We start from the raw sequence: 21,262 nt of genomic DNA on the forward strand, positions 1-21,262 counted from the left end.
TTCAGGTCCGAACTTTAGAGCCCATCGGCGTACCGTCTCATAGGAAACGACGATACCGCGCTCGAGCAGCATCTCCTGAACCAAGCGTAGACTCAACGGAAACCGAAAGTAGAGCCATACGGCATGAGCGATGATCTCGGGCGGGAAACGGTGGCGCTTGTAGCTGATGGAATGGGTCATGCTGCGGCTCTTAGCTCATAAGCCGCTGACCAAAAGTTACCGTGATGTTGTGGATGGCGCCCTCCACCAGCGTCAGACATGCCAGAATGGGCATGTCCAGAACCGGAGCGGAGTCACGACCATGCCAGAGATTGCCACGATCGGCTTTGATATCGCAAAGAACGTCTTCCAGCTGCACGCCGTGGACAGGGATGGAAAGATCGTCCTGCGCAAGGCGCTACGCCGCAGTCAGGTGCCGGGATTCTTCAGCGCACTGTCTCCTTGCCTGATCGGGATGGAGGCCTGCGCGACGGCTCACCACTGGGCCCGCACGCTCATGGCCTTCGGGCATGAGGTCCGCTTGATCCCGCCCGCCTATGTCAAACCCTATCTGCGCCGACAGAAGAATGATGCCGCGGATGCGGCGGCGATCTGCGAGGCCGTCACACGGCCGTCGATGCGCTTTGTGCCGGTCAAGAGCCCGCAGCAGCAGAGCACCCTCATGCTGCATGGAGCCCGCGATCTTCTGATCGGGCAGCGGACCGCCCTGATCAATGCCTTGCGCGGTCACTTTGCCGAACTGGGCATCGTGGTGGCGCAAGGGGCGCGCAACACGCGCCAGCTGATTGCCCTTATCCATGATGAGGCCAGTCCCGATCTCCCCATCATAGCTCGGGTCGCACTCCAGCCTCTGGCGGCGATGCTGGTTGAGATCGAGGCGCAGATTGCCAAACTCGACAAAGCCATTCTGGCGGCCCACCGCAGCGATCCCATCAGCGTCAGACTGGCTGCCATCCCGGGGATTGGGCCGATTGTCGCTTCGTGTCTCTCGGCCAGTGTGCCCGACGCCAGCCTGTTCCACGGCAGTCGGGAGTTTGCCGCCTATCTTGGCCTCGTGCCGCGGCAGCACTCAACCGGCGGCAAGCCGCGGCTGGGCTCCATTTCCAAGATGGGCAACCGGCACCTGCGCAAGCTGCTTGTCGTCGGTGCGCACGCGGCGCTCTACAGCATGAAGTCCGGCAAGATCGGGACAGCCCTGGCGGACTGGGCCAGGTCTCTGCTGGCCAAGAAGCCGTTCAAGGTGGTGGCCGTCGCCTTGGCCAACAAGATGGCCCGAATTGCCTGGGCGGTGATGGCCAGGAGCACGGCTTACGAGCCCGGGTGCTATGGCACTGCCGCGCCGGCGGCATCATAGACGGCGAGCTCAGATGATTTGCCCTGAGGGCATCCCAGTTGGCACGGTGACGATGAGATGATGTGAAGCCAAGCGGATATGGACCGCCGGAATTGGAGAACCCGTGGTGTTGTCTTGCGTCAGTCGAGCGCGATACCGTGAGAGGGACCAGCTCCAGCGCAAAACATCAGGGCCAGCGGTCATGTAGCACCGCGCTTACAGGCCGGAGACATGACTGCACCCGCCCCGCGAGGCCGAACCGTCAACAACAATCACATTGCCAAACGGGCGCCATCCAGACATGACAACACCCCTTTCAGGGCATTACGAATTCTAACTGATTTCGCACATTGGCAGCCAGTGATTTCAATCGCGGGCCCACTTCCTCCTCAATTTGGTTGGGGCTCAACCGAAAGATGGGCACACGGCAATTCATGGCAAAGCACTCGCCCTTTTTGTCGCGAAGCAGCGGCACCCCTGCAGAGTGAGTGCCCGGGATCCATTCCCCGCGAGTTACCGAGAAGCCTCGGCTCTTGCAGTTCGCCACCCCCTGGATAAATGATTGGGAATACTTGCTCCATAAGTCTGGACCAAGTTGCTTCATCTGTCGGATCTTGAGCTCACACTCTTGATCTGTGAGCAGAGAGCACAGGGCATGCCCTATTGCCGCAGGCGCCAAGGGCCCAATAGTGCCGAGATCCGGAGATGTCCAGATGTTCTCGTTGACTCGAGAGGTTTCGAGGTAGACGAAGTTTACTCCGTCGATCACGCCTATGGAAACTGTGCCTCCCAGATCCTGCGCGAGCTTCTGCATAGATGGGCGTGCGATATGGAGTATCTTCAGGTTTGCAAGCAGCGGGTTGACGAGCATCAGAGCTCCCCAACTGAGCCGGAATTTGGATTTCTCCTGCTTAAGATATCCAAGCTTGGTCAGAGTGTATGTCAGTCGGGCGACGGTCGGGCGATTGAGCCCGGTGTGAGTTGCTATCTCGCTATTACTCAACACAGTTCGGTCCGGCCTAAAAGTTTCGAGTACGGTGAGCCCTTTTGCTAGCGTCGTAGCAAAGCCAGCATGGCGATCAGTCTCTTTCAATCATCACCCCCGATCATAGCCAATGCCAGAAGTAGGAACGCGTTGTCAGCCGCTATTCCTTCTTTGGCTCCACTAAAGGAAAGCCAGCCTCATTCACTTCAGCACGCAACAAGTACCAACCCTTCAGCGCATTTGTCAACATAGTGGACACATGCCGCTATCACCATCGATCATATTGACATAGATTATCGAGAGTGATCTGTTTGACGTGCAAAAACGCGCTAACGCCAAGTAATAACAGCGCAACAAACGGAGGTTGCTTCGATGACCCGTGTAATCGATATGGAAATTGGGATCCCGCCTAGTGAGGTGAATCCTGATCTTGAGAGGATTGCTCGGGGCCGCCCTGGAACTCCTTTTCCTCAGCCGTTGGAGCGGCCGGAGGGATATGGCTTCGCCAACTACGGCAAAGTGTTCAAGGCGCGGAAGCCCGACGAGGGGGATGTACAGCATGTCGATGATGGCGGTCTCAATCGCCTCGTCGAGGACATGGATCGCGCAAACATCGCATGTGGACTACTGGTGGGCGCGGAGAACAGCGCAACGGGAAGAATCCATGCCCGCTATCCCGGCCGGTTCTTCACCTTCGTGACCTTTGACCCAACGGATGGCATGCGGGCGGTCCGGGAGTTCGAACGGCTGGTAAAGGAGGAGGGGGCAAACGGTCTGCGCCTTTCCGCGCTCTACAACTGCGTGCCGGCGAACGACAGGCGCTATTATCCGCTTTATGCAAAGGCTGTCGAACTCGACGTGCCGGTACGCATCTACACGGCGATGAATTACGCCAATGATCGCCCCTACGATCTAGGGCATCCGCGTTACCTCGATGACGTAGCTGTCGACTTCCCCGAACTCCGCATTGTCGCTGGTCTCGCCGGGTGGCCGTGGGTTAACGAGCTGGTCGGCCTTCTGCGTCGCCACCCGAACCTGTATGTCGACACGGCCGCGCATCATCCGCGCTATTTCTCACAGCCTGGATCGGGCTGGGAACAGTTCCTGCAGTTTGGAAACACCCTTTTGCAGGACAAGGTGATGGTTGGGTTGTCGCGATATCTTTTCGGAACATCCTTTGAATCTCTCATCGAGGACTACAAGAATCTACCTCTCAAAGAAAAGGTTATCGAAAAGTGGCTGTACGGCAACGCCGCCGCCTTTCACCGTCTTTGACAAGGGAGGCGGCCTCCGATGCTCCGCTTCATCCTGCAACGAGCTCTGTATGCCCTGCCGCTGATCCTAGTCATCATCGTGGTCATGTTTACTCTGCTTCACCTAATACCGGGTGATCCAGTGCAAGCCTTGGTCGGCGATTATCCCGTGCCGCCCGCATATCGACAGGCAATAGAAGAGAAATATCGGCTTAACGATCCTTTTTTTGTTCAAGTGTGGAACTACGTTACGGCAGTGCTGCAGGGCGACTTCGGATACTCGTATCAGAATCAGCGGCCTGTGCTCGGCCTGATCCTGGAACGGGCGCCGCGCACGATCCTACTGGCATCCGTCGGCTTCGCGATCGCCATCCCCCTCGGCATGACAATCGGCGTCATCACTGGAACCACGCGCAGTGCTACCACCGATAAGGTTTGGACCACGTCCGCGCTTGTCGCCTACGCTATTCCCGCGTTCTGGCTAGGCCAGTTGCTCGTGATGTTTTTTGCCCTGCGCCTCGGATGGTTTCCCACTCAGGGTATCGGGCCGCTGGTCTCTCGCGCGCACGGTTTCGATTGGCTGCTGGAGCGGGCGCGATACCTGGCGCTGCCCGCTCTGGCTTTCGCCATCCATGAAGGGATGCGTTTCGCGCGCATCATGCGTGCGAGCGTAATCGACACCCTCTCTCAAGGGTACATCATCACGGCGCGGTCGAAGGGGCTGACACGCAGCCAGATCATCAGCCGGCATGTTCTGCGCAATTCCAGCCTGCCGCTCGTGACGATAGCAGGATACGCATTCGGCTCGGCACTCAGTGGAGCGGTGCTACTTGAGACTGTCTTTACCTGGCCAGGGCTCGGGCTTCTGATGGTCGATTCGATAAGGCTGCGCGACAACCTGACCGTTGTCGGCGTGGTGATTTTCTCAGCGTTCGCTGTCATTCTGATGAATCTTCTAGTCGACATCTTCTACGCGCTGCTCGATCCGCGGATTCGGACCGGGGGTTGAAGGCACATGGCAAATTCAACCTCGATCTCCGTCTCTGCCCGCCTGAAGTCCGCTTCCGACTGGGGGATTGCAAAAGTCGGGAGCATGATGGGCACGCGCCATGGTGCGATCGGCTCCACTATCCTTCTGCTGCTGACAGTCGTTGCAATCGTCGCGCCGGTAGTGGCACCCTATCACCCACTGCAGCAGACGGCCGTTAGCCTTGCACCGCCCTCCAGCCAGTTCTACTTCGGAACGGACAATATCGGGCGGGACCTGTTTTCACTCATTCTCTACGGTGCCCGATCTTCCCTCATGGTTGGAATTGGAGCGGCGCTGGCAGCTCTGCTGATCGGCGGCACCATCGGCATTATAGCAGGCTATTTCCGCGGCCCCGTTGAGATGGTGCTCATGCGGATCATAGAGCTCTTTCAGACGCTTCCCGTGGTCATGCTAGTGCTCTGCGCGGTAGCCCTTTTCGGCTCAAGCTTCTGGCTACTTATCGCCGCTGTCGCGCTGGCAATCTGGCCTATGGAAGCGCGCTTAGTCTATGGTCAATATATAAAGCTGCGGGAACGGGATTTCATTTCCGCAGCGAGAGTCGCCGATTTTTCCACGTCACATATCATTTTCCGTGAGATCCTTCCGAATGCTATCCAACCCGTGGTCGTTCAGGTTGCGCTTGATGCCAGCGTCGCAATTCTCATCGAGGCCGGGCTCGGCTTCCTCGGGCTGTCGGACGCCTCCATGGTGAGTTGGGGGCAGCTGCTGTTCGTGGCGCAGGACTACATGGATAGTGCATGGTGGATGAGCGTTTTCCCCGGGGCGGCAATATGTATTGCAATCATCGGGCTCAACCTTTTCGCTGACGGCGTTAATGAAATTGTCGACCCTCGCAGTACGCGCGGGATGGGAGGCCTTCAGTGACGATCCCGCAATCCCAGCAAATCGGTAATGTCAAGCATCTTGTTGCAGTCAAGAACCTGAAGGTGCACTTCCAAGTCACTGATCGGATCGTTCGCGCTGTCGATGGCGTCGACTTCCACGTGAATCCTGCCGAGTGTGTTGGGATCGTCGGTGAATCCGGCTCCGGAAAGAGCACGCTTGTTCGGGCGGTCTCTCGCCTCATGCCCAATCTGCGGGTAAAGGAGCTGAGTGGCGATGTCCAGTTCGAGGGGCGCGATGTTCTCAAGATGAGTGAGGGCGATCTCCGCGAGTTGCGGCGATCTCGAGGATTCTCGATGATCTTCCAAGACCCGCTCGGATATTTGAACCCAACCCACCGCGTCGGCCGGCAGATCGCCGAGGCACTGTCACCTCACGGTAATGTACAATCCGATAGCCAACGGGTTCAGAGTCTGTTGGAGGAGGCTGGATTCCAGGAACCCAACAATGTCGCGCGTAGCTTTCCCCATGAGCTTTCCGGCGGCATGCGCCAGCGCGTCATGATTGCGATCGCGCTCGCGCGTGATCCGAAGTTGCTTTTTGCGGACGAGCCAACAACGGCCCTTGATTCGACCGTACAACTTCAGGTGCTGCAAACGCTATACCGCCTTCATAAGGAACGAAACATGGCGGTCGTGATCATTACGCATGATCTCGGTGTTGTTGCGGAGCTCTGCGACCGAGTCTACGTCATGCAGACAGGAAAAGTTGTCGAGACTGCCGATAGTGTCGATTTGTTTGAAAGGCCAAAGCATACCTACTCGGCACGCTTGGTGGAGCTGAGCGCGCATCGTTCCAGTTTCAGGGGGGCGCAATATGAATGAGCCAATCCTCTCTCTGAAGGGCGTGAGCCAGATCTACACCAAACGTAGCGCTAAGGGGTGGCGTCGTGTGCCGGTCCGCGCTGTTGATGGGGTCGATCTCGACATTCGCGAGGGCGAGACCCTTGCGATCGTCGGCGAGTCAGGTTCCGGTAAGAGTACGCTTGCTAAGCTGCTGCTTATGCTTAATCGCCCGACACAGGGCCAAATCGCATATCGCGGCTTGGAGTTGGACAAACTCAACCACGAGTGGCGCAGTCAATATCGTCGACAGGTCCAAGCGGTTTTCCAGGATCCGTCATCGTCTCTCAATCCTCGCATGACCGTTGAAGAGACGTTGAGACATGTCGCAAACCGCCATAGCCTTGTCACGAAGTTGAATCAGCGGGATTTCCTCGCAGCGCAGCTTGCAGCGGTTGGGCTCAACCCTCCGGAACAGTATTTTAGCCGTTACCCTCATCAGCTCTCCGGGGGTCAACAGCAGCGCATCGCCATTGCGCGGGCGATCATGCTAAGACCAAGAGTCATCATCGCAGACGAGCCGCTTTCGAGTCTCGACGTCTCGGTCCAGGCGCAGATTCTCCAACTGATGAGCGATCTGCGCGCTACGACCAACGTCGGCTTTGTGATTATCAGCCATGACCTTGGCGCAATGCAATCGATCGCGGACCGCAGTGCGGTAATGTATCGAGGGCGGGTTGTGGAAATCGGCGACGCGATATACCAGTCCCCGGCCCATCCCTATACGCGCCTGCTCCTTGATGCGCGACTGCTGCCTAATCCGCGCGGAACCCGAGTTCGATCGCCGCCGCCCAAGCAGGCCGCACCGTTTGCATCGGTGGAGACCACGCAGGGGTGTAGATTTCTTCACCGCTGCCCGCATGCAATCGAAATTTGCGCCGCAATCGATCCTCAGCTGCGGCCACTAGGCCTCGGGGCGACGCAGGTCGCCTGTCATCGCGCCGAGGAGCTGTCCGCAGCAACGACCCCAGTATAGTACGCCATCGAAGCCAACAACGGGAGGAAGACAATGAAATCAGTACTTCGGCAAACATCGGCGATCTTGAACCTGCGCACGACCTCGGCCCTCTTCGCTTGCGCGGTGTGCGTCAATGCCTCGGGCTCCATAGCCGACGAGGGAAAGCCCGTCTCGGGAGGAACGGTGATCGCTGCTCTGAATTCAACGACGATCCCGACGCTGAACACACAGCTTACATCATCCGTTCCGGCTCTCTTCGCAGCGGATGTCTGGGCCGATGGGCTGATGACCTATGACAAGGAGGGAAAACGTCTCCCACGTCTTGCAACACGATGGGAAACCTCCCCAGACGGAAAAACCTACACATTCACGTTGAGGGACGGCGTGAAGTGGTCGGATGGGAAGCCGTTCACGGCCGATGACGTCGCCTTCACCTTGAAGAACTTCGGCAAGTTTAACACCTATCTGACCAAGCTGATGCCACTCGTTGATGATGTGTCGGCGCCCAACGCCACCACCTTCGTCCTGAAACTGAAGCAACCGCTTACGGCGACACTAGACCTTTTCGACAAGGAGGTGTTCCCGTTGATGCCTAAGCACATCTACGAAGGTCAGGACGTGGCGACACATCCCGCAAATCTCGCACCGGTGGGACTCGGCCCATTCAAGTTCAAGAGTTGGGCAAGCGGGCAATCCATCACGTTTGTCCGCAACGAGCATTATTGGGAAAAGCCGAAACCCTATCTTGACTCAGTTGTATTTGCCCTCATTCCCAATCCGCAGCAACGAATGAACGCTCTCGTTGGCGGTGAGATCAATTGGTTTCGACCTGAGGTCTCACAAGTTAAGGCTACGCAGGAAGCTGCCAAGAAGGGCAACTTCAAGGTCGTGCAGATCGTCAACAACGCACCCGAGACCGCAGTTGTGGATCTCAATCTGACGCGAGAGCCATTGAAGAGCATCAAGGTTCGGCAGGCGCTCTTCCATGCGATCGATCGGGAGCGGATCGTTCAGGATGTGTATCAGGGGTTGGCGGCGACCGCCAAAAATGCGATCCCAACGCAGTTCAAGGATCTCCACGACACGTCGGTCAACTACGACTCGCTTTATGCTTACGATCCGGTAAAGGCAGGAAAAATCCTGGACGAGGCCGGGTATCCGCTGAAGGATGGGAAGCGTTTCACGATCGAGCTAACTGTGATCTCCGTACCGCCCTACGACGCAGTAGCGCGCATCGTACAGTCACAGTGGTCCCAAATCGGCATCGATGTGAAGCTGAGCGCTCTCGACCAGCAGATCTGGACAAACAAGGTCTATACCCAGCGCGATTTCGACGCGTCGGTGATCTCGTTGACCGGGAGAACGAATCCCGTCCTCGGTGTCGACCGCAGTTTCGTATGCAACACAGGCAACGTGCCGTATGCGAACCCCACTGGGTACTGCAATCCAGAGTTCGACAGAGTCGCACTCGAAGCTTCGGCTGCACCTCTCGCCGAGCAGAAAGCACACTACAAGACGTACGCAGAGATCATTGCGCGGGACCTAAACCAGCTTGCTCTAACGAGTTCAAAAGTATTCGAGGCCGTAAGTACCGACATGAAAGGGCTCGACGCGCAGTTCAACTTCTCGTTCAACACGCATCCCAACTGGGCTGAGGCTTGGTTGCCCGCCGACAAGCAGTAACGAGATCCTCGCGGTCACGTCATTGGATCTACCGTGCAGCCGATTGCTGCACGGTCTTCATGAAAATAAGGAAAGAAAGCCTTGCATACCGACGTTACTTCCATGATGCGGCCACGGTCGGTCGCCATCGTCGGCGCTTCAGCGAAGCGCGCGACCCAAGGCAACGTGGTCATCAGCAATCTGAAGGAATGGGGATATAAAGGCGCGATTCTGCCGGTCCATCCAGAGGCGAGCGAGATCGATGGGTTAGCGGCAGTCAACTCGGTCGCATCCCTGCCGTCGGATACAGACCTCGCGATCGTTGCTATTCCTGCCGCTCGTGTGTACGGGATGCTAGAGGAACTTGAGCGTAGCTCGGTTCGCTCCGCGATCGTATTCACGAACGGCTTCTCGGTGGAGCAAGAAAAGTCCATCCGAGAGCTAGGTAGTTCAAGTCGGCTGATCGTGCACGGTCCCAATTGCATGGGCCTCGTCAATTTCACCGACTCGATACCACTTTATCCCTCCCGCCCGTCAAAGAGATTGCGCGCAGGTAAGGTGGCTATCGTCGCTCAGTCCGGCTCCGCCGCGATTTCTGTCATGAACTCCACCGTCATCGGATTGTCGAAGGTCATCACGGTGGGAAGCGAGTTTCACGTTGCGGCCGCCGATTATATTCGCTGGCTCGCCGATGACGACGCAACGACCGCCATCGGTGTCATTGCTGAGTCGATCAAGGATCCGGTTGCTCTTGCCTATGCGGCAGAAACGGTCCACGCGGCTGGAAAATCCCTGGTGGTGCTGAAGGTCGGGCGCTCCGCGACGGGACTTGCCGCCACTCAGGCACATACAGGCGCGCTTGTGAGCGATTGGGACGCCTACGAAGATTTCTTTTCCGCAACCAATATCGCGACCGTCTCCGACTACGACGAGCTTATTGCGTCTCTTGAATGTGCCGCGCTATCTCGAAGAATGGTTGGGGGCGCGTCGATCGGCATCGTAGGCATTTCCGGCGGTCAGACCGCGTTAGCCTGCGACCTAGCAGAGATGAGGGGTATCGGTGTAGCCGCGTTCAGTGAAGACACGCAAGCGCGCCTTCTTAGGGCTCTTCCCGGGGCATCAGGACGAAACCCCATCGATTTCGGCGCAACGGTCAACGTGGAAGACCGTAATCCGGCCGAGGCTATCGCGGCGGTTCTCGACGATGAGGATGTAGGAGCCGTTGTTGCGCTTCAGGACACGCAAGAAAGCCTTAATCCGGCAACTCTGCAGAACTATATGACCATTCTGAATGTCTACGCGCAAAGTGGCCGTGACGCGAAAAAGCCGTTTGTCGTAATTTCCCCTACGGCGGAGAATGTTGACCCTGGCGTTCAGGCGCTGCTGGCCGCGAATGGCGTTCCTCTACTGAGAGGGCTCGCACCTGCCCTTCAAGCGGTTGGACATCTCAACCTCGGAAAGCCTGGGCCCGCGGCTGCTTGGGCACAAGCTCGGAAGCCCAATCGCAGTCATTTTCACCCACGTGCCGACGAATTCCGCCGCCAGCTGTCGATGTGCTCAGGCTCATTGGATGCTGCAACCGCATTCGACATTCTGCGTGAATACGGATTGCCGGTTGTGAGGTCGATCATAGTCGCTGATGCGGCCGAGGCGATCAGGCGCGCCGACGAAGTCGGCTTTCCATTGGTGGTGAAGGTCGCCTCTCGCCAGATACAGCATCGTTCTGACGTGGGAGGGGTTATCCTCGATGTGGGAGACGAGGATGCGCTACGTAAGGCGATCGCTATGATCGGATCACGGATTAGAGCGGCTCTGCCGAACGCCGTGATCAACGGCTATGAATTGCAGGAACAGGTGCTGGGGGGTATCGAAGCTCTGGCCGGTTTCACATCGGCGGCGCCGTTTGGCCAGCTTGTCGTTCTAGGCAGTGGTGGCACATTGGTAGAAATCATGGCTGATCGGGCAGTAAAGCTTGCCCCGCTTAGCAGGGATGAAGCCGCTGGGATGCTCGCCCGGACAAAGCTGGCAAAGGTTCTCGACGGTTATCGGAACCTAATGCCAAAAACGGATAAGTCTCACCTGGTTGAACTAGCGGTTAACCTGTCACGACTTGCCAGCGATTTAGACGGGGTATTGTTGGCCTGCGATCTTAATCCAGTGGTAGTGCGCAAGGGAAGTGGTGAGGTCCGGGTGGTTGACGCGTTGTGCATTACGGGTCAAAGCGGCGTGTGAATGTCAGAACATTAGGTCAAATAAGCTAGTCTTAGGTCGAATATCTTCGACATCGGCATGAGGCCTCTCTCCGACAAGATACTTGGAGTGTAGCTGTTATACCGAGATGTCGCGAGTAAGAGGCAGCTCAGGTTGATTGTGTGGCGGCTTAGATGACGGGTAGGACGATGTTAACGATTGCATTGCGCAGCCAATGGTGAATGGGCCTAGCACCAGGATGGTCCTTCGCTCTTGAAGGACGAGCAGCCTGGTAGGAGCCTAACTGATTACTGCAAGCAGTTCGAAGTTCCGGCCGGAAGGCTGCGTCTCCTCTAGGAAGCCATCAGCTCTCCGCGCGGTAGCCAGGAGTCCGGGATGGATGGATCAGAAGGAGACCTGACTAGCTTGTGGCCCGATAAATACGGCTACTTCCGCTCGGTGCTTGAACAACTTCGGTCCGAGCATGGCTACCGTGTCTTTGCCGACATCGAGCGCCTAGCCGGGCGTTATCCCTAGGCCAGATGGCCCGCGCCCGATCTCCGCCACGGCGGCAGCTTATGCGGCCGCGATGTCCCTACCGGTGACTGCAACGCTCATTTTACCAGATGACGCAGCCTGGGGCCGAGTACAATCGGCACCTGTTGAACGTGTCGCGTTGCCTGCTCCTATGACGGTCGGCTCAGAGGCGATCCATTAACTCGTGAGTTTACGCATCAAGGGCTTCAGATCTCCTCGAAGATTGAACATCTTTGCCACTATTCCTTCGTGCAGGTTACCGATTTGGTTCCCGTTTGGTTTCCCAGCCGCCATTGGAAGCCTCCGATGCCGTGAGCCACGAGGTCGCCAGCATCGTAGTAGATTCGCGCCTCGGCGCTATAGTTCTTTCAACTGGCCGAGAGCATACGCCCCTCCCCGCGCAAATCGTGCATGGCTGACCGCTTTTGTGAACTGCGTTGTTAGGGAAAGTGTGACGCCGTAGCGCTTGGGTTCTCCCGACTCGCTGTGCAGGCCCACCGCACAGGCCGCGAAGTCGATCATGCTGCACAGGACTCCTCCATGCACATTGCCAGCACGGCTGCGATGCTGGGAGCCAATCTTGAGGACCCCCGTCACGTGGGTTTCCTCCGAATGAACGAGTTCAATTCCGATGAGTTCGAAGAAGCCGACGTTTCGATAGGTGGAGGCGAGTTCCTAATTCATGTGGTCAGCACGATCTTACCAATGGCGCTCCGGCCGGTGAGAACGTTGAACGCCTTCACCACCTCCGACAGATCCATCGTCTGGCTCACGAGCGGACGAAGCTTGCCTTCCTCGTACCACTGGAAAAGCTCCGCGAAGTTCCGGCGGTTCGCCTCGGGGTCGCGATCACGGAAGGTGCCGAAGAAGACGCCGACCATCGCACTGCCCTTCAGGAGCATAAGATTGGCTGGCACCTTCGGGATCGTGCCGGACGCAAATCCGACAACGAGCACGCGCCCTCCCCAAGCGGTCGCCCGCGCGGCGTCCTCCAGCAGGTCACCGCCGACGGGATCGTAAACCACATCGACGCCGTTGCCGTTGGTCAGTTCCTTGACGCGCTCTTTCAGGGACTCAGTCGAATAATTCACCAGATGGTCGGCACCGGCATCCTTGGCAACTTGCAGCTTCGTGTCGCTGCTGGCTGCGGCAATCACGGTGGCGCCCATCGCCTTACCGATCTCGACGGCAGCAAGACCGACGCCTCCGCTCGCGCCGAGTACGAGGAGGGTTTCGCCCGGCTGCAGACCCGCCCGCTGCCTGAGCGCATGCATGCTGGTGCCATAGGTCGTCGAAAAGCCAGCAGCGATGACAGGCGGCATGCTTGGCGGCCGTGGCAGCAAGCGCGATGCCCTGGTATTCGCAACCTCGGCAAACGCACCCAGCCCGACCATACCGATTACAGGCACGCCCGGCGTCAGATCTGTCACGCCTTCGCCGACCGCTTCGACGATTCCGGCCAGTTCAGCGCCGGGAACGAACGGGAGATCCGGCCTAACCTGATACTTGCCCTGGACCATCAGCGTGTCGGGAAAGTTGACGCCGGCAGCTTCAACGCGAACCCGCACCTGCCCTGGTCCCGGCGCTGGGAGATCGACGTCCTTGATCACGAGCGACTCGATTGGGCCGAATTCCTTGCAAACTACCTGACGCATGGCGCGCTCCCCTAATCCTACTGAAGTTCGATGAGCGCGGTGCAGCCCATGCCGCCGGCGACGCAGAATAGTAGCAAGCCATGAAATCGTCAGATTTGAAACTCTCAAGTTTAATCGCACCGCCTTGATCGGGAGCGGGCCGCCAACCTAGGTCCGCGTGGATATGTAGTGATGCAGCTTGGAGCGTTTCGAAGGCAGCACACCCTCAGCGAAGCAACTGACCTGGGAGATTGCATCCCCCTTTAAGCTGTTTGGCGCCGGACTAGCTTGGACATGCCCGCGATCCAACGGTCGTAATTTTCGGATTTTCTTTGGGAATAGTCGCGGACGATCGCGTGTGGCAGGATCAGGAACGAGCGTGCGTCAAGGCCCCTGATCACCGCCTGGGCCACCTCCTCGGGGGACAGCACTCCGTCGGCGCTTTCGGGCCCACTTGGAATGCTGTTAAGCAGGGGTGTATCGACGCCCTGAGGGCAAAGAACCGCGACCTGTATTCCTTGATGTCGATGTGTAAAAGCAATGTTCTCGGCAAAGCCAATGGCAGCATGCTTCGTTGTGGCGTAGACAGCGCTCCCAACCTGATTGAGAAGTCCCGCTGCCGAGGCCGTCTGCAAGAAGACCCCGCCGCCCCGTGCAATCATGCGCGGCAGCAAGAAGCGCGCCGCGCGGACATGGGCCAGAACATTGATCTCCCACGATCTCTGCCAGACGTCATCGGGGGCGAACGCAGCATTGTCCGAGGGAGGCTGAAATCCCAATGCCACCCCTGCATTCGAGCAGAAGGTCTGGATCGGGCCCTCCTCAGACTCGATCAGATTAAGCATGTGATCAAAGGCAGGAGCATCGCCCACGTCTACGCCAACCGCGCGCCCGCCGACTCGGGCGGCAACCTCTTGAGCCAGAGCCTCGTTACGGTCCAGTACAATGACCTTTGATGCTCCATCCGCGGCAAAGGCCTCACAGAGCGCGCGGCCGATACCCTGCGCGCCGCCAGTGACGACAACGATACCAAAACGAGCGCTCATTCAGCCCCCTCCGCGAATTTCTCAGGCCCCAATGGGTTATTGGCCTGCTCCAAGTGGGTGATCCGAGCGTGATGTTAATTCAGGGTTGGCCGGATCGCCAGCGGATGAACCGGAACGTGGACCTGTGGTGCGGGCGGTCAGTAGCCCGAGGCTGAGTGCAGACGCATTGTGGTGTAGTGCCGTTGCCGGCTCTTGATGATGACTTTTGCTTCTTCCAAGCTGTAAAAGATCTCTCAGGTCCCATTCGGAAATGTCGCAAACCTGTAGGTAACTCAGTTCGGTCTACATCCCCGGCCAGCGCAGCGTGCTCGCGAACACCACTGATACAAACGATCTCGAAACCGACGTAAGGCTCGGCTGTGGTACTAAAGTGGACCCGCGCCGTTGCTGCTGCGCCCCAGCACCTCGGCTACGCAAGCTACCAGCTTGTCTGCAGGCACCGGCTTCCCGAAGACACAAGTGACTCCCTCGAACAATGCCTGCAAGGACGTGCTCTCATCCAGATACCCGCTGATGAGGATAGTTACATCATCCATAACCATCATCTCCGGAATTGTGAGCTTCTATCTGGGCCGGTGCTTATGCTGAGCTTCGCAGAAGATGCCGATCTGCTGCATTTTAAGTTTGCGTTCGGCGAGGATCTTGATTTTGCGGACAACTCCGCATTCGCGCGACCCACCTACAAAGGTCAGATTGAAAATTTTCTCATTGAGAATGTAATGGGAAGTCGAGTGACGCGCCGCGAGGTTCTTGCCGTAGCGTTCTGGACCATGGCCGATAAGATCACCTTCGACGAAGAGCTATGCATTCAATTGTCTCAGCCCTGAGCAGCCCCGTGGCAGTCGCTCGACCTCGGCGATACCGGAGCTAACCGCGACGGTTGGCATAGCGACGCTTCTTCGTCGGTTCTTCTGCCCTTCCAGCACTTTGGCTGGGGCAATCACTTCCTGATAGCGGCGGGTGCGCTTCTTGAACGATGGTCTCATGCGAGATTCACCGACCATCAGCTTGTTCCTTTCTGTGTGTTGAGCATCGAACCACATTGGACCGGACTGAGCATCTCATCCCGAGTGGGTATGGGAGGTTGATCGAGCCCCAGACCGGAAGGTGATAAAATCTGCCTGCTCGTCCAAACGCGGCGAGCAGGGAGGGATAGATGCCAACCTTCATTGGTTACGGACGGTTCACCCGTGAGGCCATGCGGGGCATGTTGCAGACCCCCGAAGATCGTACTGAGCCTGTCTCTAAGCTGTTCAAGGCATTGGGTGGGCGGCTGATCTCCTGGCACATGACTCCAGGCGCTGACTTCGATTGGATGCTCCTGGCCGAGGCTCCTGACGAGGAGGTGGTTGTCACAGCCGGTCTGGTGGCCACAGGCGGTGGCGGCGTTCAGGACATCAAGGTAGCCCGTGCGCTGAGCGGCCCCGAGGCCATGCGGCTGTTCCAGAAGGGCGGCGAGGCCGCTCGCGGCTTCAAATCAGCCGGTCAACCAGCCCCATCAGAAGGACTGCGCGGCAATTAAGCAAAGCAGAGCCGAAGGATCAGGGCGGTTCGATCAGGCAGGACCAAAGCGGACTGCCCTGACCCACGGTGGTCTGGTGGGATCGTCGCCGGGGCTGGCTCAGGAGCCGTTCATGACATCACTCACAGCCGTTGATCGGGTTGAGGTCCATATCCTCGTAGACAACGTGACCGACAGCCTGTCCACCGTTCCACGCCACGTCGAGAATGAATGGAGTTACCTGTGGCGGCACGGGATGAAGAGGCTGTCAGGCCGCTGCATCTGCTGTGCTGCCCATGGCCTGTCATGCCTGATTATGGCCTATCGAGGTGAGAGCAAGCACACCATCCTCTTCGACACAGGGCCAGAGGAGGAGGTCTTCGAGCGCAACGTCTCCCGGCTTGGGGTCGATCTCGGGGCTGTTGAAGGGATCGTTCTCTCCCATGGGCATTGGGATCATGCAGGCGGAATGCTGCGGGCGCTCGACCTGATCCGCGAGCGCAATGGCGGGCGGAAGGTTCCGTTCTATGCCCATCCTGACATGTATGCGACCCGTGCCATGAAGCAGCCGGACGGCAGCATGCGGCTGATGGACGACATCCCCAGCACTGAGGCCGTGACAGCACACGGTGCGCGGGTGATCAACACGACTGAGCCGCAGAGCCTCTCAGAGGGGATGTTCTACGTCAGTAGCGAGATTCCTCGTGTAACGGCTTTCGAACACGGCCTTCCTGGGCAGCACCGGCAGAAGGAGGATGGTGGCTGGGAGCCCGATCCACTGATCATGGATGAACGGTGGGTCGCAGCTAACGTGAAGGACAAGGGACTCATCGTGTTCACAGCCTGCTCACATGCTGGGGTGGTCAACGTCCTCAAGCATGCTCAGGACTGCTTTCCCGACGTGCCGCTCCATACAGTCTTGGGTGGTTTCCACCTCTCGGGTGGAAACGAGAAGATCATTCCTGAGACAGTCGAGGGCATGAGAGCGTTTGGCTTGAAGACGATAGCTGCCGCCCATTGCACAGGATGGCGGGCGGTTCTAGCCCTGACGCAGGCTTTCGGCGAGCCAGTGATTGCGCCCTCGGCTGTTGGCAAACGGTACACGTTCCCCTGAAGAGCTTCGAGTTGAACTCCCCACTAAGGCCCTACACCGGTCAGCCTTACTTTCTTTTCAGCCATGCTGAAACGATTGGCTATCTGTGACCTTAGATCTGGGATGGGCTGTTCGAGAGGAGCCTTAACGGTTATTCGGGCAGCCCATCGAGAGATGGAGGACGCCATGTGCCACTATCGAGGATCATATCTGTCTGAGGACAGAGCAAAGGCTGAGGCTGATCGCCAGAGAGAGCTTGAGGCCAAGCGCACCGAGGCTGTCAATAAGCTGAGGCACGAAGCTGAGGCAGCGGCTCAGAAGACAGCCCTCGACACTACTCCGAGGAAAGAGAGCATCCCGGCGAAGTGACCTTCAGCCCTGCTCTTTCAGGACACAATTATGTGCGGTGCCCCGTTCGGGCGGGGCATCTCGCTGCTGAAGCCCTTGACGCCTGTAGAATAGGTTCTCGAAAACGCCTCCTCTTTGGCAGGGTTGCCTGTCAAGGTTTGGGCCACACCAAAAGACTACGAGGCGAATGCGGCCTCATGGCGCTTACCGGTTGAGATCCTTGGAGTCTTTAGCAGGGTAGACATTGGGGCCTGCGGGCGGGTTCGATGGGCTGGTTGGTCCAGTTGTGGTCGTTCCCGCTGCCGTCCGGTTCACTCCAGCCACACCGGAGGCTGTTGTCGTGCCTCGTTTCTTCTTCATGAAATACCAAACCGCCGCGCCGATGATCGCCAACAGAACCAGAAGCCACAGCCAGCCTAGCCCACCGCCATCATCCGTCGCTGGAGGCGGTGTTGTGGGCGCTGGCGTCCCGGTGGTCTGCGCGTAAGCAACTGAGGACACAAGAAGGAACACGAAAGCGGGAATGCTCTTCATTGAATTTTCCTCCGCACCAGCAAGTTCAACGAACTCTGAGCACTGAATCGCACAACCACTACCGGTGCTTGGAGGCTGACGATCATTCACGAGTGTGCTCCTCGCTCTGGTGAATGAGGAGCTTGATTATGAAAGGGGCAGGCTCTCTTCAGGGCTGCTGGAACCAGACAGAAGCCCAGTCGAGTTTAGCTGCTCTGCTGAAGACGCTGGGCCAAGAGTTGCTTGGCCCGGTCAGCCCGCTGCTTTTCTTGCTGCTGAGCTTCGCGGAAGAACGAGGCGAGATCCTGATCGCCGCCAGCATCGTTGGCATATTGCTCGTACAGGTCTGCTCCCTGAAGAGCATGGTACAGGACGCTAACGAGATTGTAGGTGGCGTCTTTGGTACCGGTGTTGTTGGCCATAGCAAGCCTCCTCTATCGAAAAGGATACCCGTGGAATACCTTTTTGACAGGAAGGTTCCTGCTCCCCACCCTTGATTTGTTTGAGCATGCCCCACCAGGAGATCCGGTGGGGCTGTAAGCATCCCGCCGCAGCAACTTACTTCTTGAGCGCGTCCTTGGCGCTGCCCATGGCGTTCTGGACCTTGCCCTTAGCTTGGTCCATCTTGCCCTCAGATTGCATCTTGGTATCGCCGGTCATATCCCCGACAGCTTGTTTCATCTTGCCGCCTGTGCGGGTGGCTGCACCTTTCACACGATCTTTGTCCATGGCCATGGCTCCCTCCTGGGAGAACTGAAGCCTGCTGGCGTCATAGAACCAACTGCCTCGGATCAGGCTCGTTCCTAGCCCAATATCGCACTTCACAACCCCGGCATTATCAGCCCTCTGATCCGCTCCCGAAGTTGCTCCAGACGCTGAACATGGGGCTGACGCTCCCGCCGATACCGTGCCTCGATCTCACCAGAAAAGGTTCTCGGATGCCGGGTGGCTCATGCTCCAAGCGCTCACGGGCAGCCTCGCAGCGAAGTTCCACATCAGCTAAAGCAGCAAGTGTGCGCTGAAGGTCGGGCAACAGATCCTCGGGATAGCACTCGCCCCGGTCTGGTTCTGGAGCTCGATGGCGCATCGTCGCTGATCGTGGCATAGCGATCTCCTCCCTTATTGTGACGATGGCGCGCTCATGGCTGCGGGGTAGTCTGCGTGGCCTCTGGTTCGCTCTGCTCTGGCTGAAGTATCTCACCCTGCTCCCGCAACCGCTGGACGGGGGCGGCAAGCTCCTCGGGGAGCGGTTCCTTGGTCGGCACGGCGTATCGCGATTGGAGGCAGCGCCCGATCTCGGCGGCAAGCTGAGCATCAGAGAGGGAGCCATCAAACGGGCTGTTCGAGCCTGACCGGAACTTTGCAGTCATACCAACACTTCCCGGCTGCCCCAGGCAAGGTGATTCAGACAGTTGCTTCAGGTCATCCACCACAGCAACTGAGGCCCGGAAGGGTTGCAGCTATGCTGTTGATCTATGTTAATTCTGCCGGAACGGGGTTTCCGGCTCAGAGTTGGTTTGGTGAAGCGGAGCCGGATGCTGTCCTGATTCCGGTCTCCTGATAGAGAACCGCCATGGCCGATGCACCCTCAGCCCAGAGCCAGCCTGTTTCGGATGAAGCGACATCACAGCCGGGGACCTATCCTCCGGATTGCGATTTGCCCGAGAACTCGAAAGAGAACCTCGACGCACGGCTGGATCATGGCATTGAGGAAACCTTCCCGACCAGCGATCCGATCTCGGTGACCGTCACCAAGAAGGCTGTTGCGGAAGTCCCACGGGAGGCGGCGTCCCCCACTCCCAGCAGCCAGAGCCGCGGAGCAAGAGGATGGCGAGCAGGACACTGCCGAGAAGCTGTTGGATCAGGTGAGAGAGGCCCTGCACGACGTGACGCAAACAGCCTCTGGAGCGGCACGGGAGGCTTATCACGAGAGCCAGCGGCATCTGCGGCACGCCCGTGAGCGCTACCCACAAGCCGAGCAGTATTACCATGAGGGTCAACGAGCAATCAGGCAGCGCACAGCAGAGAGTCCGCTGATATCACTGCTACTGGTCGCAGCCGCTGGATATGCCCTGGCCTGGATAATCCATGGGCAGCAGCGCGGGCGGGATGACCATGTCCCGGAGTACGGCAGAACCAACCGAGGCTATGCTCCCCACTGGGACGAGCCACGCAGGCGATAACCACGAGATGGTCTCACCCTCCCAGAGCCATTGCCGACCTCGGCACCTTTGTGCTGCGAACTGCGCAGGCCCTGGAGCATCGCCGCCGTGGTGATCTGCTGATGCAGATCAGCAAGAAGCTGGACGAGAGGCTCCCGCGCTTCGGCATGGCGAGCCTCAAGCTGCTCAATGAAGCGCATTCTGATCGCGTCAGGGCCAGACCAGCCCTTGAGGCATTCAAATTCGCTCTCGTAGCGGGCTTCAACTTCGGACAGCGCGGCCAGTACCTCTTGTATCTCTGGGGGCAGAACGCCACGATCCGCTTGAGACTGAGCCGCTGGTTCGTGGACCGGGGCACGTGACATGGTAGGCCTCCCTCGGTTCCGTGGTCTCGTTTCTTGTTCTTGAGGCTATCTTACACCTAGCGTGGCATTAGGAACACGGGTCTGTCTCGCAGTGCACCAAAACATGAGTAGCCACACGCCACCATACACTCTCATGCGGGAAAGATACCAAGTCTCCGAAGGCGAGCCGACCGTCTCAGAGGCGTACCCATAGGAGCAACTTCGCGAGATACCCTCTGACGGCTTGTGCTAAACGGGCTAAGAAGGCGCTCCCTCCTTGACCACCCGATAGGGCTCTGCCAGCATTTTGATCAATGACGCCTGAACAAAGACCTACGCCATACATGATCAAGTCCGAACTCATCCAGAGACTCGCCGAGCAAAACCCGCACCTGTATCAGCGAGATGTCGAGAAAATTGTGAACGCCATCCTCGGCTCCATTGGCGATGCGCTGGCGCAAGGGGACCGAGTTGAGCTTCGTGGCTTCGGCACGTTCGCGGTGAAGAGCCGTGGTGCTCGCACAGGCCGAAATCCCAAGACAGGTGATCTCGTTACGGTGGCAGAGAAAGCCGTGCCCGTCTTCAAGGCCAGCAAGGAGATGCGCCGTCGTCTCAATGCCTCGCCGACGCAATCGAAAAGGAAGGTCGAAGCTGCCACGGCCAACATCAACGGCCTCGTAGACGCTTAAGCATCTCGAACACTTCTTCAGTTTCCGTGAACCTTCGGGTGGCATCTGCCCGATGCCATTCGGGCTGCCCATCCGGATGAAGCGCCTTTCGGTAGGCTGTCTGAGCAGCCCGCAAAACAAAGTCGGGGCAACCCTCATGTAGCCCCACCTTTGCATAGAGCCGCTGGGGCGTTGGGTCAGGACGATGTAGGTTCGAGATGTTCGAGCGAAGGGTCTTCCGTTCGGCGGTCAGGAAGCTG

General features: G+C 58.2%; 21 protein-coding genes and 2 pseudogenes. 14 read left to right on the plus strand and 9 right to left on the minus strand.

Features of this window, described 5'->3' with window-relative positions; all coding sequences use genetic code 11:
* Positions 1-180: pseudogene (locus JQC81_RS21025) on the minus strand (IS6 family transposase); the annotation flags it as partial.
* A gap of 121 nt (positions 181-301) precedes the next feature.
* Here JQC81_RS21025 and JQC81_RS21030 point away from each other — a divergent pair.
* Positions 302-1,354 carry an IS110 family RNA-guided transposase gene (locus JQC81_RS21030; RefSeq protein ID WP_203273717.1) on the plus strand — a complete coding sequence of 351 codons (1,053 nt, stop codon included), beginning with the start codon at positions 302-304 and terminating at the stop codon, positions 1,352-1,354.
* 295 nt (positions 1,355-1,649) lie between these two features.
* Here JQC81_RS21030 and JQC81_RS21035 read toward each other — a convergent pair whose 3' ends face one another.
* Positions 1,650-2,426, minus strand: a complete 777-nt coding sequence (locus JQC81_RS21035; protein WP_203273718.1) for an IclR family transcriptional regulator — start codon at positions 2,424-2,426, stop codon at positions 1,650-1,652.
* 264 nt (positions 2,427-2,690) lie between these two features.
* Here JQC81_RS21035 and JQC81_RS21040 point away from each other — a divergent pair, with 264 nt between their 5' ends.
* From JQC81_RS21040 to JQC81_RS21070, 7 genes are all read left to right on the plus strand, one after another.
* Complete coding sequence (locus JQC81_RS21040) at positions 2,691-3,593, plus strand: amidohydrolase family protein (protein WP_203273719.1); 903 nt, start codon at positions 2,691-2,693, stop codon at positions 3,591-3,593.
* 18 nt (positions 3,594-3,611) lie between these two features.
* Positions 3,612-4,580, plus strand: a complete 969-nt coding sequence (locus JQC81_RS21045; RefSeq protein WP_203273720.1) for an ABC transporter permease — start codon at positions 3,612-3,614, stop codon at positions 4,578-4,580.
* Positions 4,581-4,586: 6 nt separating this feature from the next.
* Positions 4,587-5,486 carry an ABC transporter permease gene (locus JQC81_RS21050; RefSeq protein ID WP_203273721.1) on the plus strand — a complete coding sequence of 300 codons (900 nt, stop codon included), beginning with the start codon at positions 4,587-4,589 and terminating at the stop codon, positions 5,484-5,486.
* Entirely contained in the window at positions 5,483-6,328 is an 846-nt protein-coding gene (locus JQC81_RS21055) for an ABC transporter ATP-binding protein (protein ID WP_203273722.1), read from the plus strand. Before JQC81_RS21050 ends, JQC81_RS21055 begins: the two co-directional genes overlap by 4 nt.
* Positions 6,321-7,322 carry an oligopeptide/dipeptide ABC transporter ATP-binding protein gene (locus JQC81_RS21060; protein ID WP_203273723.1) on the plus strand — a complete coding sequence of 334 codons (1,002 nt, stop codon included), beginning with the start codon at positions 6,321-6,323 and terminating at the stop codon, positions 7,320-7,322. Before JQC81_RS21055 ends, JQC81_RS21060 begins: the two co-directional genes overlap by 8 nt.
* Before the next feature lie 33 nt (positions 7,323-7,355).
* Positions 7,356-8,987, plus strand: coding sequence for an ABC transporter substrate-binding protein (locus JQC81_RS21065; protein ID WP_203273724.1), 1,632 nt, complete (start codon positions 7,356-7,358; stop codon positions 8,985-8,987).
* A gap of 81 nt (positions 8,988-9,068) precedes the next feature.
* Positions 9,069-11,198, plus strand: a complete 2,130-nt coding sequence (locus tag JQC81_RS21070; RefSeq protein ID WP_203273725.1) for an acetate--CoA ligase family protein — start codon at positions 9,069-9,071, stop codon at positions 11,196-11,198.
* Positions 11,199-12,050: 852 nt separating this feature from the next.
* On the opposite strand, the gene JQC81_RS34410 is transcribed toward JQC81_RS21070, so the two are convergent.
* The 4 genes and pseudogenes from JQC81_RS34410 to JQC81_RS34415 all read right to left on the minus strand — a co-directional run.
* Complete coding sequence (locus tag JQC81_RS34410; RefSeq protein ID WP_376772429.1) at positions 12,051-12,290, minus strand: PaaI family thioesterase; 240 nt, start codon at positions 12,288-12,290, stop codon at positions 12,051-12,053.
* A gap of 83 nt (positions 12,291-12,373) precedes the next feature.
* Complete coding sequence (locus tag JQC81_RS21075) at positions 12,374-13,348, minus strand: NADPH:quinone oxidoreductase family protein (protein ID WP_203273726.1); 975 nt, start codon at positions 13,346-13,348, stop codon at positions 12,374-12,376.
* Between the two features lie 242 nt (positions 13,349-13,590).
* Positions 13,591-14,373, minus strand: a complete 783-nt coding sequence (locus tag JQC81_RS21080) for an SDR family oxidoreductase (RefSeq protein WP_203273727.1) — start codon at positions 14,371-14,373, stop codon at positions 13,591-13,593.
* A 36-nt stretch (positions 14,374-14,409) separates the two neighbouring features.
* Positions 14,410-14,606: pseudogene (locus tag JQC81_RS34415) on the minus strand (integrase core domain-containing protein); the annotation flags it as partial.
* A gap of 348 nt (positions 14,607-14,954) precedes the next feature.
* Between JQC81_RS34415 and JQC81_RS21085 the strand changes: the two are divergent.
* From JQC81_RS21085 to JQC81_RS21095, 3 genes are all read left to right on the plus strand, one after another.
* On the plus strand, positions 14,955-15,200 hold the full coding sequence (locus JQC81_RS21085) for a hypothetical protein (RefSeq protein ID WP_203273728.1): 246 nt from the start codon (positions 14,955-14,957) through the stop codon (positions 15,198-15,200).
* A gap of 329 nt (positions 15,201-15,529) precedes the next feature.
* Positions 15,530-15,895 carry a GYD domain-containing protein gene (locus JQC81_RS21090; RefSeq protein ID WP_203273729.1) on the plus strand — a complete coding sequence of 122 codons (366 nt, stop codon included), beginning with the start codon at positions 15,530-15,532 and terminating at the stop codon, positions 15,893-15,895.
* 112 nt (positions 15,896-16,007) lie between these two features.
* Positions 16,008-16,988 (plus strand): MBL fold metallo-hydrolase, encoded by a 981-nt coding sequence (locus JQC81_RS21095; protein ID WP_203273730.1) that lies wholly within the window; start codon positions 16,008-16,010, stop codon positions 16,986-16,988.
* Between the two features lie 531 nt (positions 16,989-17,519).
* Here JQC81_RS21095 and JQC81_RS21100 read toward each other — a convergent pair.
* The 3 genes from JQC81_RS21100 to JQC81_RS21110 form a co-directional block, all read right to left on the minus strand.
* Entirely contained in the window at positions 17,520-17,849 is a 330-nt protein-coding gene (locus JQC81_RS21100) for a hypothetical protein (RefSeq protein WP_203273731.1), read from the minus strand.
* A gap of 185 nt (positions 17,850-18,034) precedes the next feature.
* Positions 18,035-18,250, minus strand: coding sequence for a hypothetical protein (locus tag JQC81_RS21105; protein WP_203273732.1), 216 nt, complete (start codon positions 18,248-18,250; stop codon positions 18,035-18,037).
* A gap of 136 nt (positions 18,251-18,386) precedes the next feature.
* A complete protein-coding gene (locus JQC81_RS21110) occupies positions 18,387-18,563 on the minus strand; it encodes a CsbD family protein (protein WP_376772430.1) in 177 nt (58 codons plus the stop codon).
* A gap of 395 nt (positions 18,564-18,958) precedes the next feature.
* On the opposite strand from JQC81_RS21110, the gene JQC81_RS21115 reads away from it, so the two are divergent.
* The 3 genes from JQC81_RS21115 (at position 18,959) to ihfB (ending at position 21,023) form a co-directional block, all read left to right on the plus strand.
* A complete protein-coding gene (locus JQC81_RS21115) occupies positions 18,959-19,180 on the plus strand; it encodes a hypothetical protein (RefSeq protein ID WP_203273733.1) in 222 nt (73 codons plus the stop codon).
* 932 nt (positions 19,181-20,112) lie between these two features.
* Complete coding sequence (locus JQC81_RS21120; RefSeq protein WP_203273734.1) at positions 20,113-20,352, plus strand: hypothetical protein; 240 nt, start codon at positions 20,113-20,115, stop codon at positions 20,350-20,352.
* Positions 20,353-20,678: 326 nt separating this feature from the next.
* Positions 20,679-21,023, plus strand: a complete 345-nt coding sequence (gene ihfB / locus JQC81_RS21125) for an integration host factor subunit beta (RefSeq protein ID WP_203273735.1) — start codon at positions 20,679-20,681, stop codon at positions 21,021-21,023.
* The last annotated feature ends 239 nt before the right edge of the window (positions 21,024-21,262 follow it).

The sequence above is a fragment of the Microvirga arabica genome, assembly GCF_016811235.1.
In the GTDB taxonomy this organism is placed as follows: domain Bacteria; phylum Pseudomonadota; class Alphaproteobacteria; order Rhizobiales; family Beijerinckiaceae; genus Microvirga; species Microvirga arabica.

What these genes read in the sequence shown, in the direction of transcription:
- JQC81_RS21030 (WP_203273717.1), top strand. Translation starts at nt 302, where the DNA reads ATGCCAGAGATTGCCACGATCGGCTTTGATATCGCAAAGAACGTCTTC.
- JQC81_RS21040 (WP_203273719.1), top strand. Translation starts at nt 2,691, where the DNA reads ATGACCCGTGTAATCGATATGGAAATTGGGATCCCGCCTAGTGAGGTG.
- JQC81_RS21045 (WP_203273720.1), top strand. Translation starts at nt 3,612, where the DNA reads ATGCTCCGCTTCATCCTGCAACGAGCTCTGTATGCCCTGCCGCTGATC.
- JQC81_RS21050 (WP_203273721.1), top strand. Translation starts at nt 4,587, where the DNA reads ATGGCAAATTCAACCTCGATCTCCGTCTCTGCCCGCCTGAAGTCCGCT.
- JQC81_RS21060 (WP_203273723.1), top strand. Translation starts at nt 6,321, where the DNA reads ATGAATGAGCCAATCCTCTCTCTGAAGGGCGTGAGCCAGATCTACACC.
- JQC81_RS21065 (WP_203273724.1), top strand. Translation starts at nt 7,356, where the DNA reads ATGAAATCAGTACTTCGGCAAACATCGGCGATCTTGAACCTGCGCACG.
- JQC81_RS21075 (WP_203273726.1), bottom strand. Translation starts at nt 13,348, where the DNA reads ATGCGTCAGGTAGTTTGCAAGGAATTCGGCCCAATCGAGTCGCTCGTG.
- JQC81_RS21080 (WP_203273727.1), bottom strand. Translation starts at nt 14,373, where the DNA reads ATGAGCGCTCGTTTTGGTATCGTTGTCGTCACTGGCGGCGCGCAGGGT.
- JQC81_RS21085 (WP_203273728.1), top strand. Translation starts at nt 14,955, where the DNA reads ATGCTGAGCTTCGCAGAAGATGCCGATCTGCTGCATTTTAAGTTTGCG.
- JQC81_RS21090 (WP_203273729.1), top strand. Translation starts at nt 15,530, where the DNA reads ATGCCAACCTTCATTGGTTACGGACGGTTCACCCGTGAGGCCATGCGG.
- JQC81_RS21095 (WP_203273730.1), top strand. Translation starts at nt 16,008, where the DNA reads ATGACATCACTCACAGCCGTTGATCGGGTTGAGGTCCATATCCTCGTA.
- JQC81_RS21100 (WP_203273731.1), bottom strand. Translation starts at nt 17,849, where the DNA reads ATGAAGAGCATTCCCGCTTTCGTGTTCCTTCTTGTGTCCTCAGTTGCT.
- JQC81_RS21105 (WP_203273732.1), bottom strand. Translation starts at nt 18,250, where the DNA reads ATGGCCAACAACACCGGTACCAAAGACGCCACCTACAATCTCGTTAGC.
- JQC81_RS21110 (WP_376772430.1), bottom strand. Translation starts at nt 18,563, where the DNA reads ATGGCCATGGACAAAGATCGTGTGAAAGGTGCAGCCACCCGCACAGGC.
- JQC81_RS21115 (WP_203273733.1), top strand. Translation starts at nt 18,959, where the DNA reads ATGGCGCGCTCATGGCTGCGGGGTAGTCTGCGTGGCCTCTGGTTCGCT.
- JQC81_RS21120 (WP_203273734.1), top strand. Translation starts at nt 20,113, where the DNA reads ATGCAGATCAGCAAGAAGCTGGACGAGAGGCTCCCGCGCTTCGGCATG.
- ihfB (WP_203273735.1), top strand. Translation starts at nt 20,679, where the DNA reads ATGATCAAGTCCGAACTCATCCAGAGACTCGCCGAGCAAAACCCGCAC.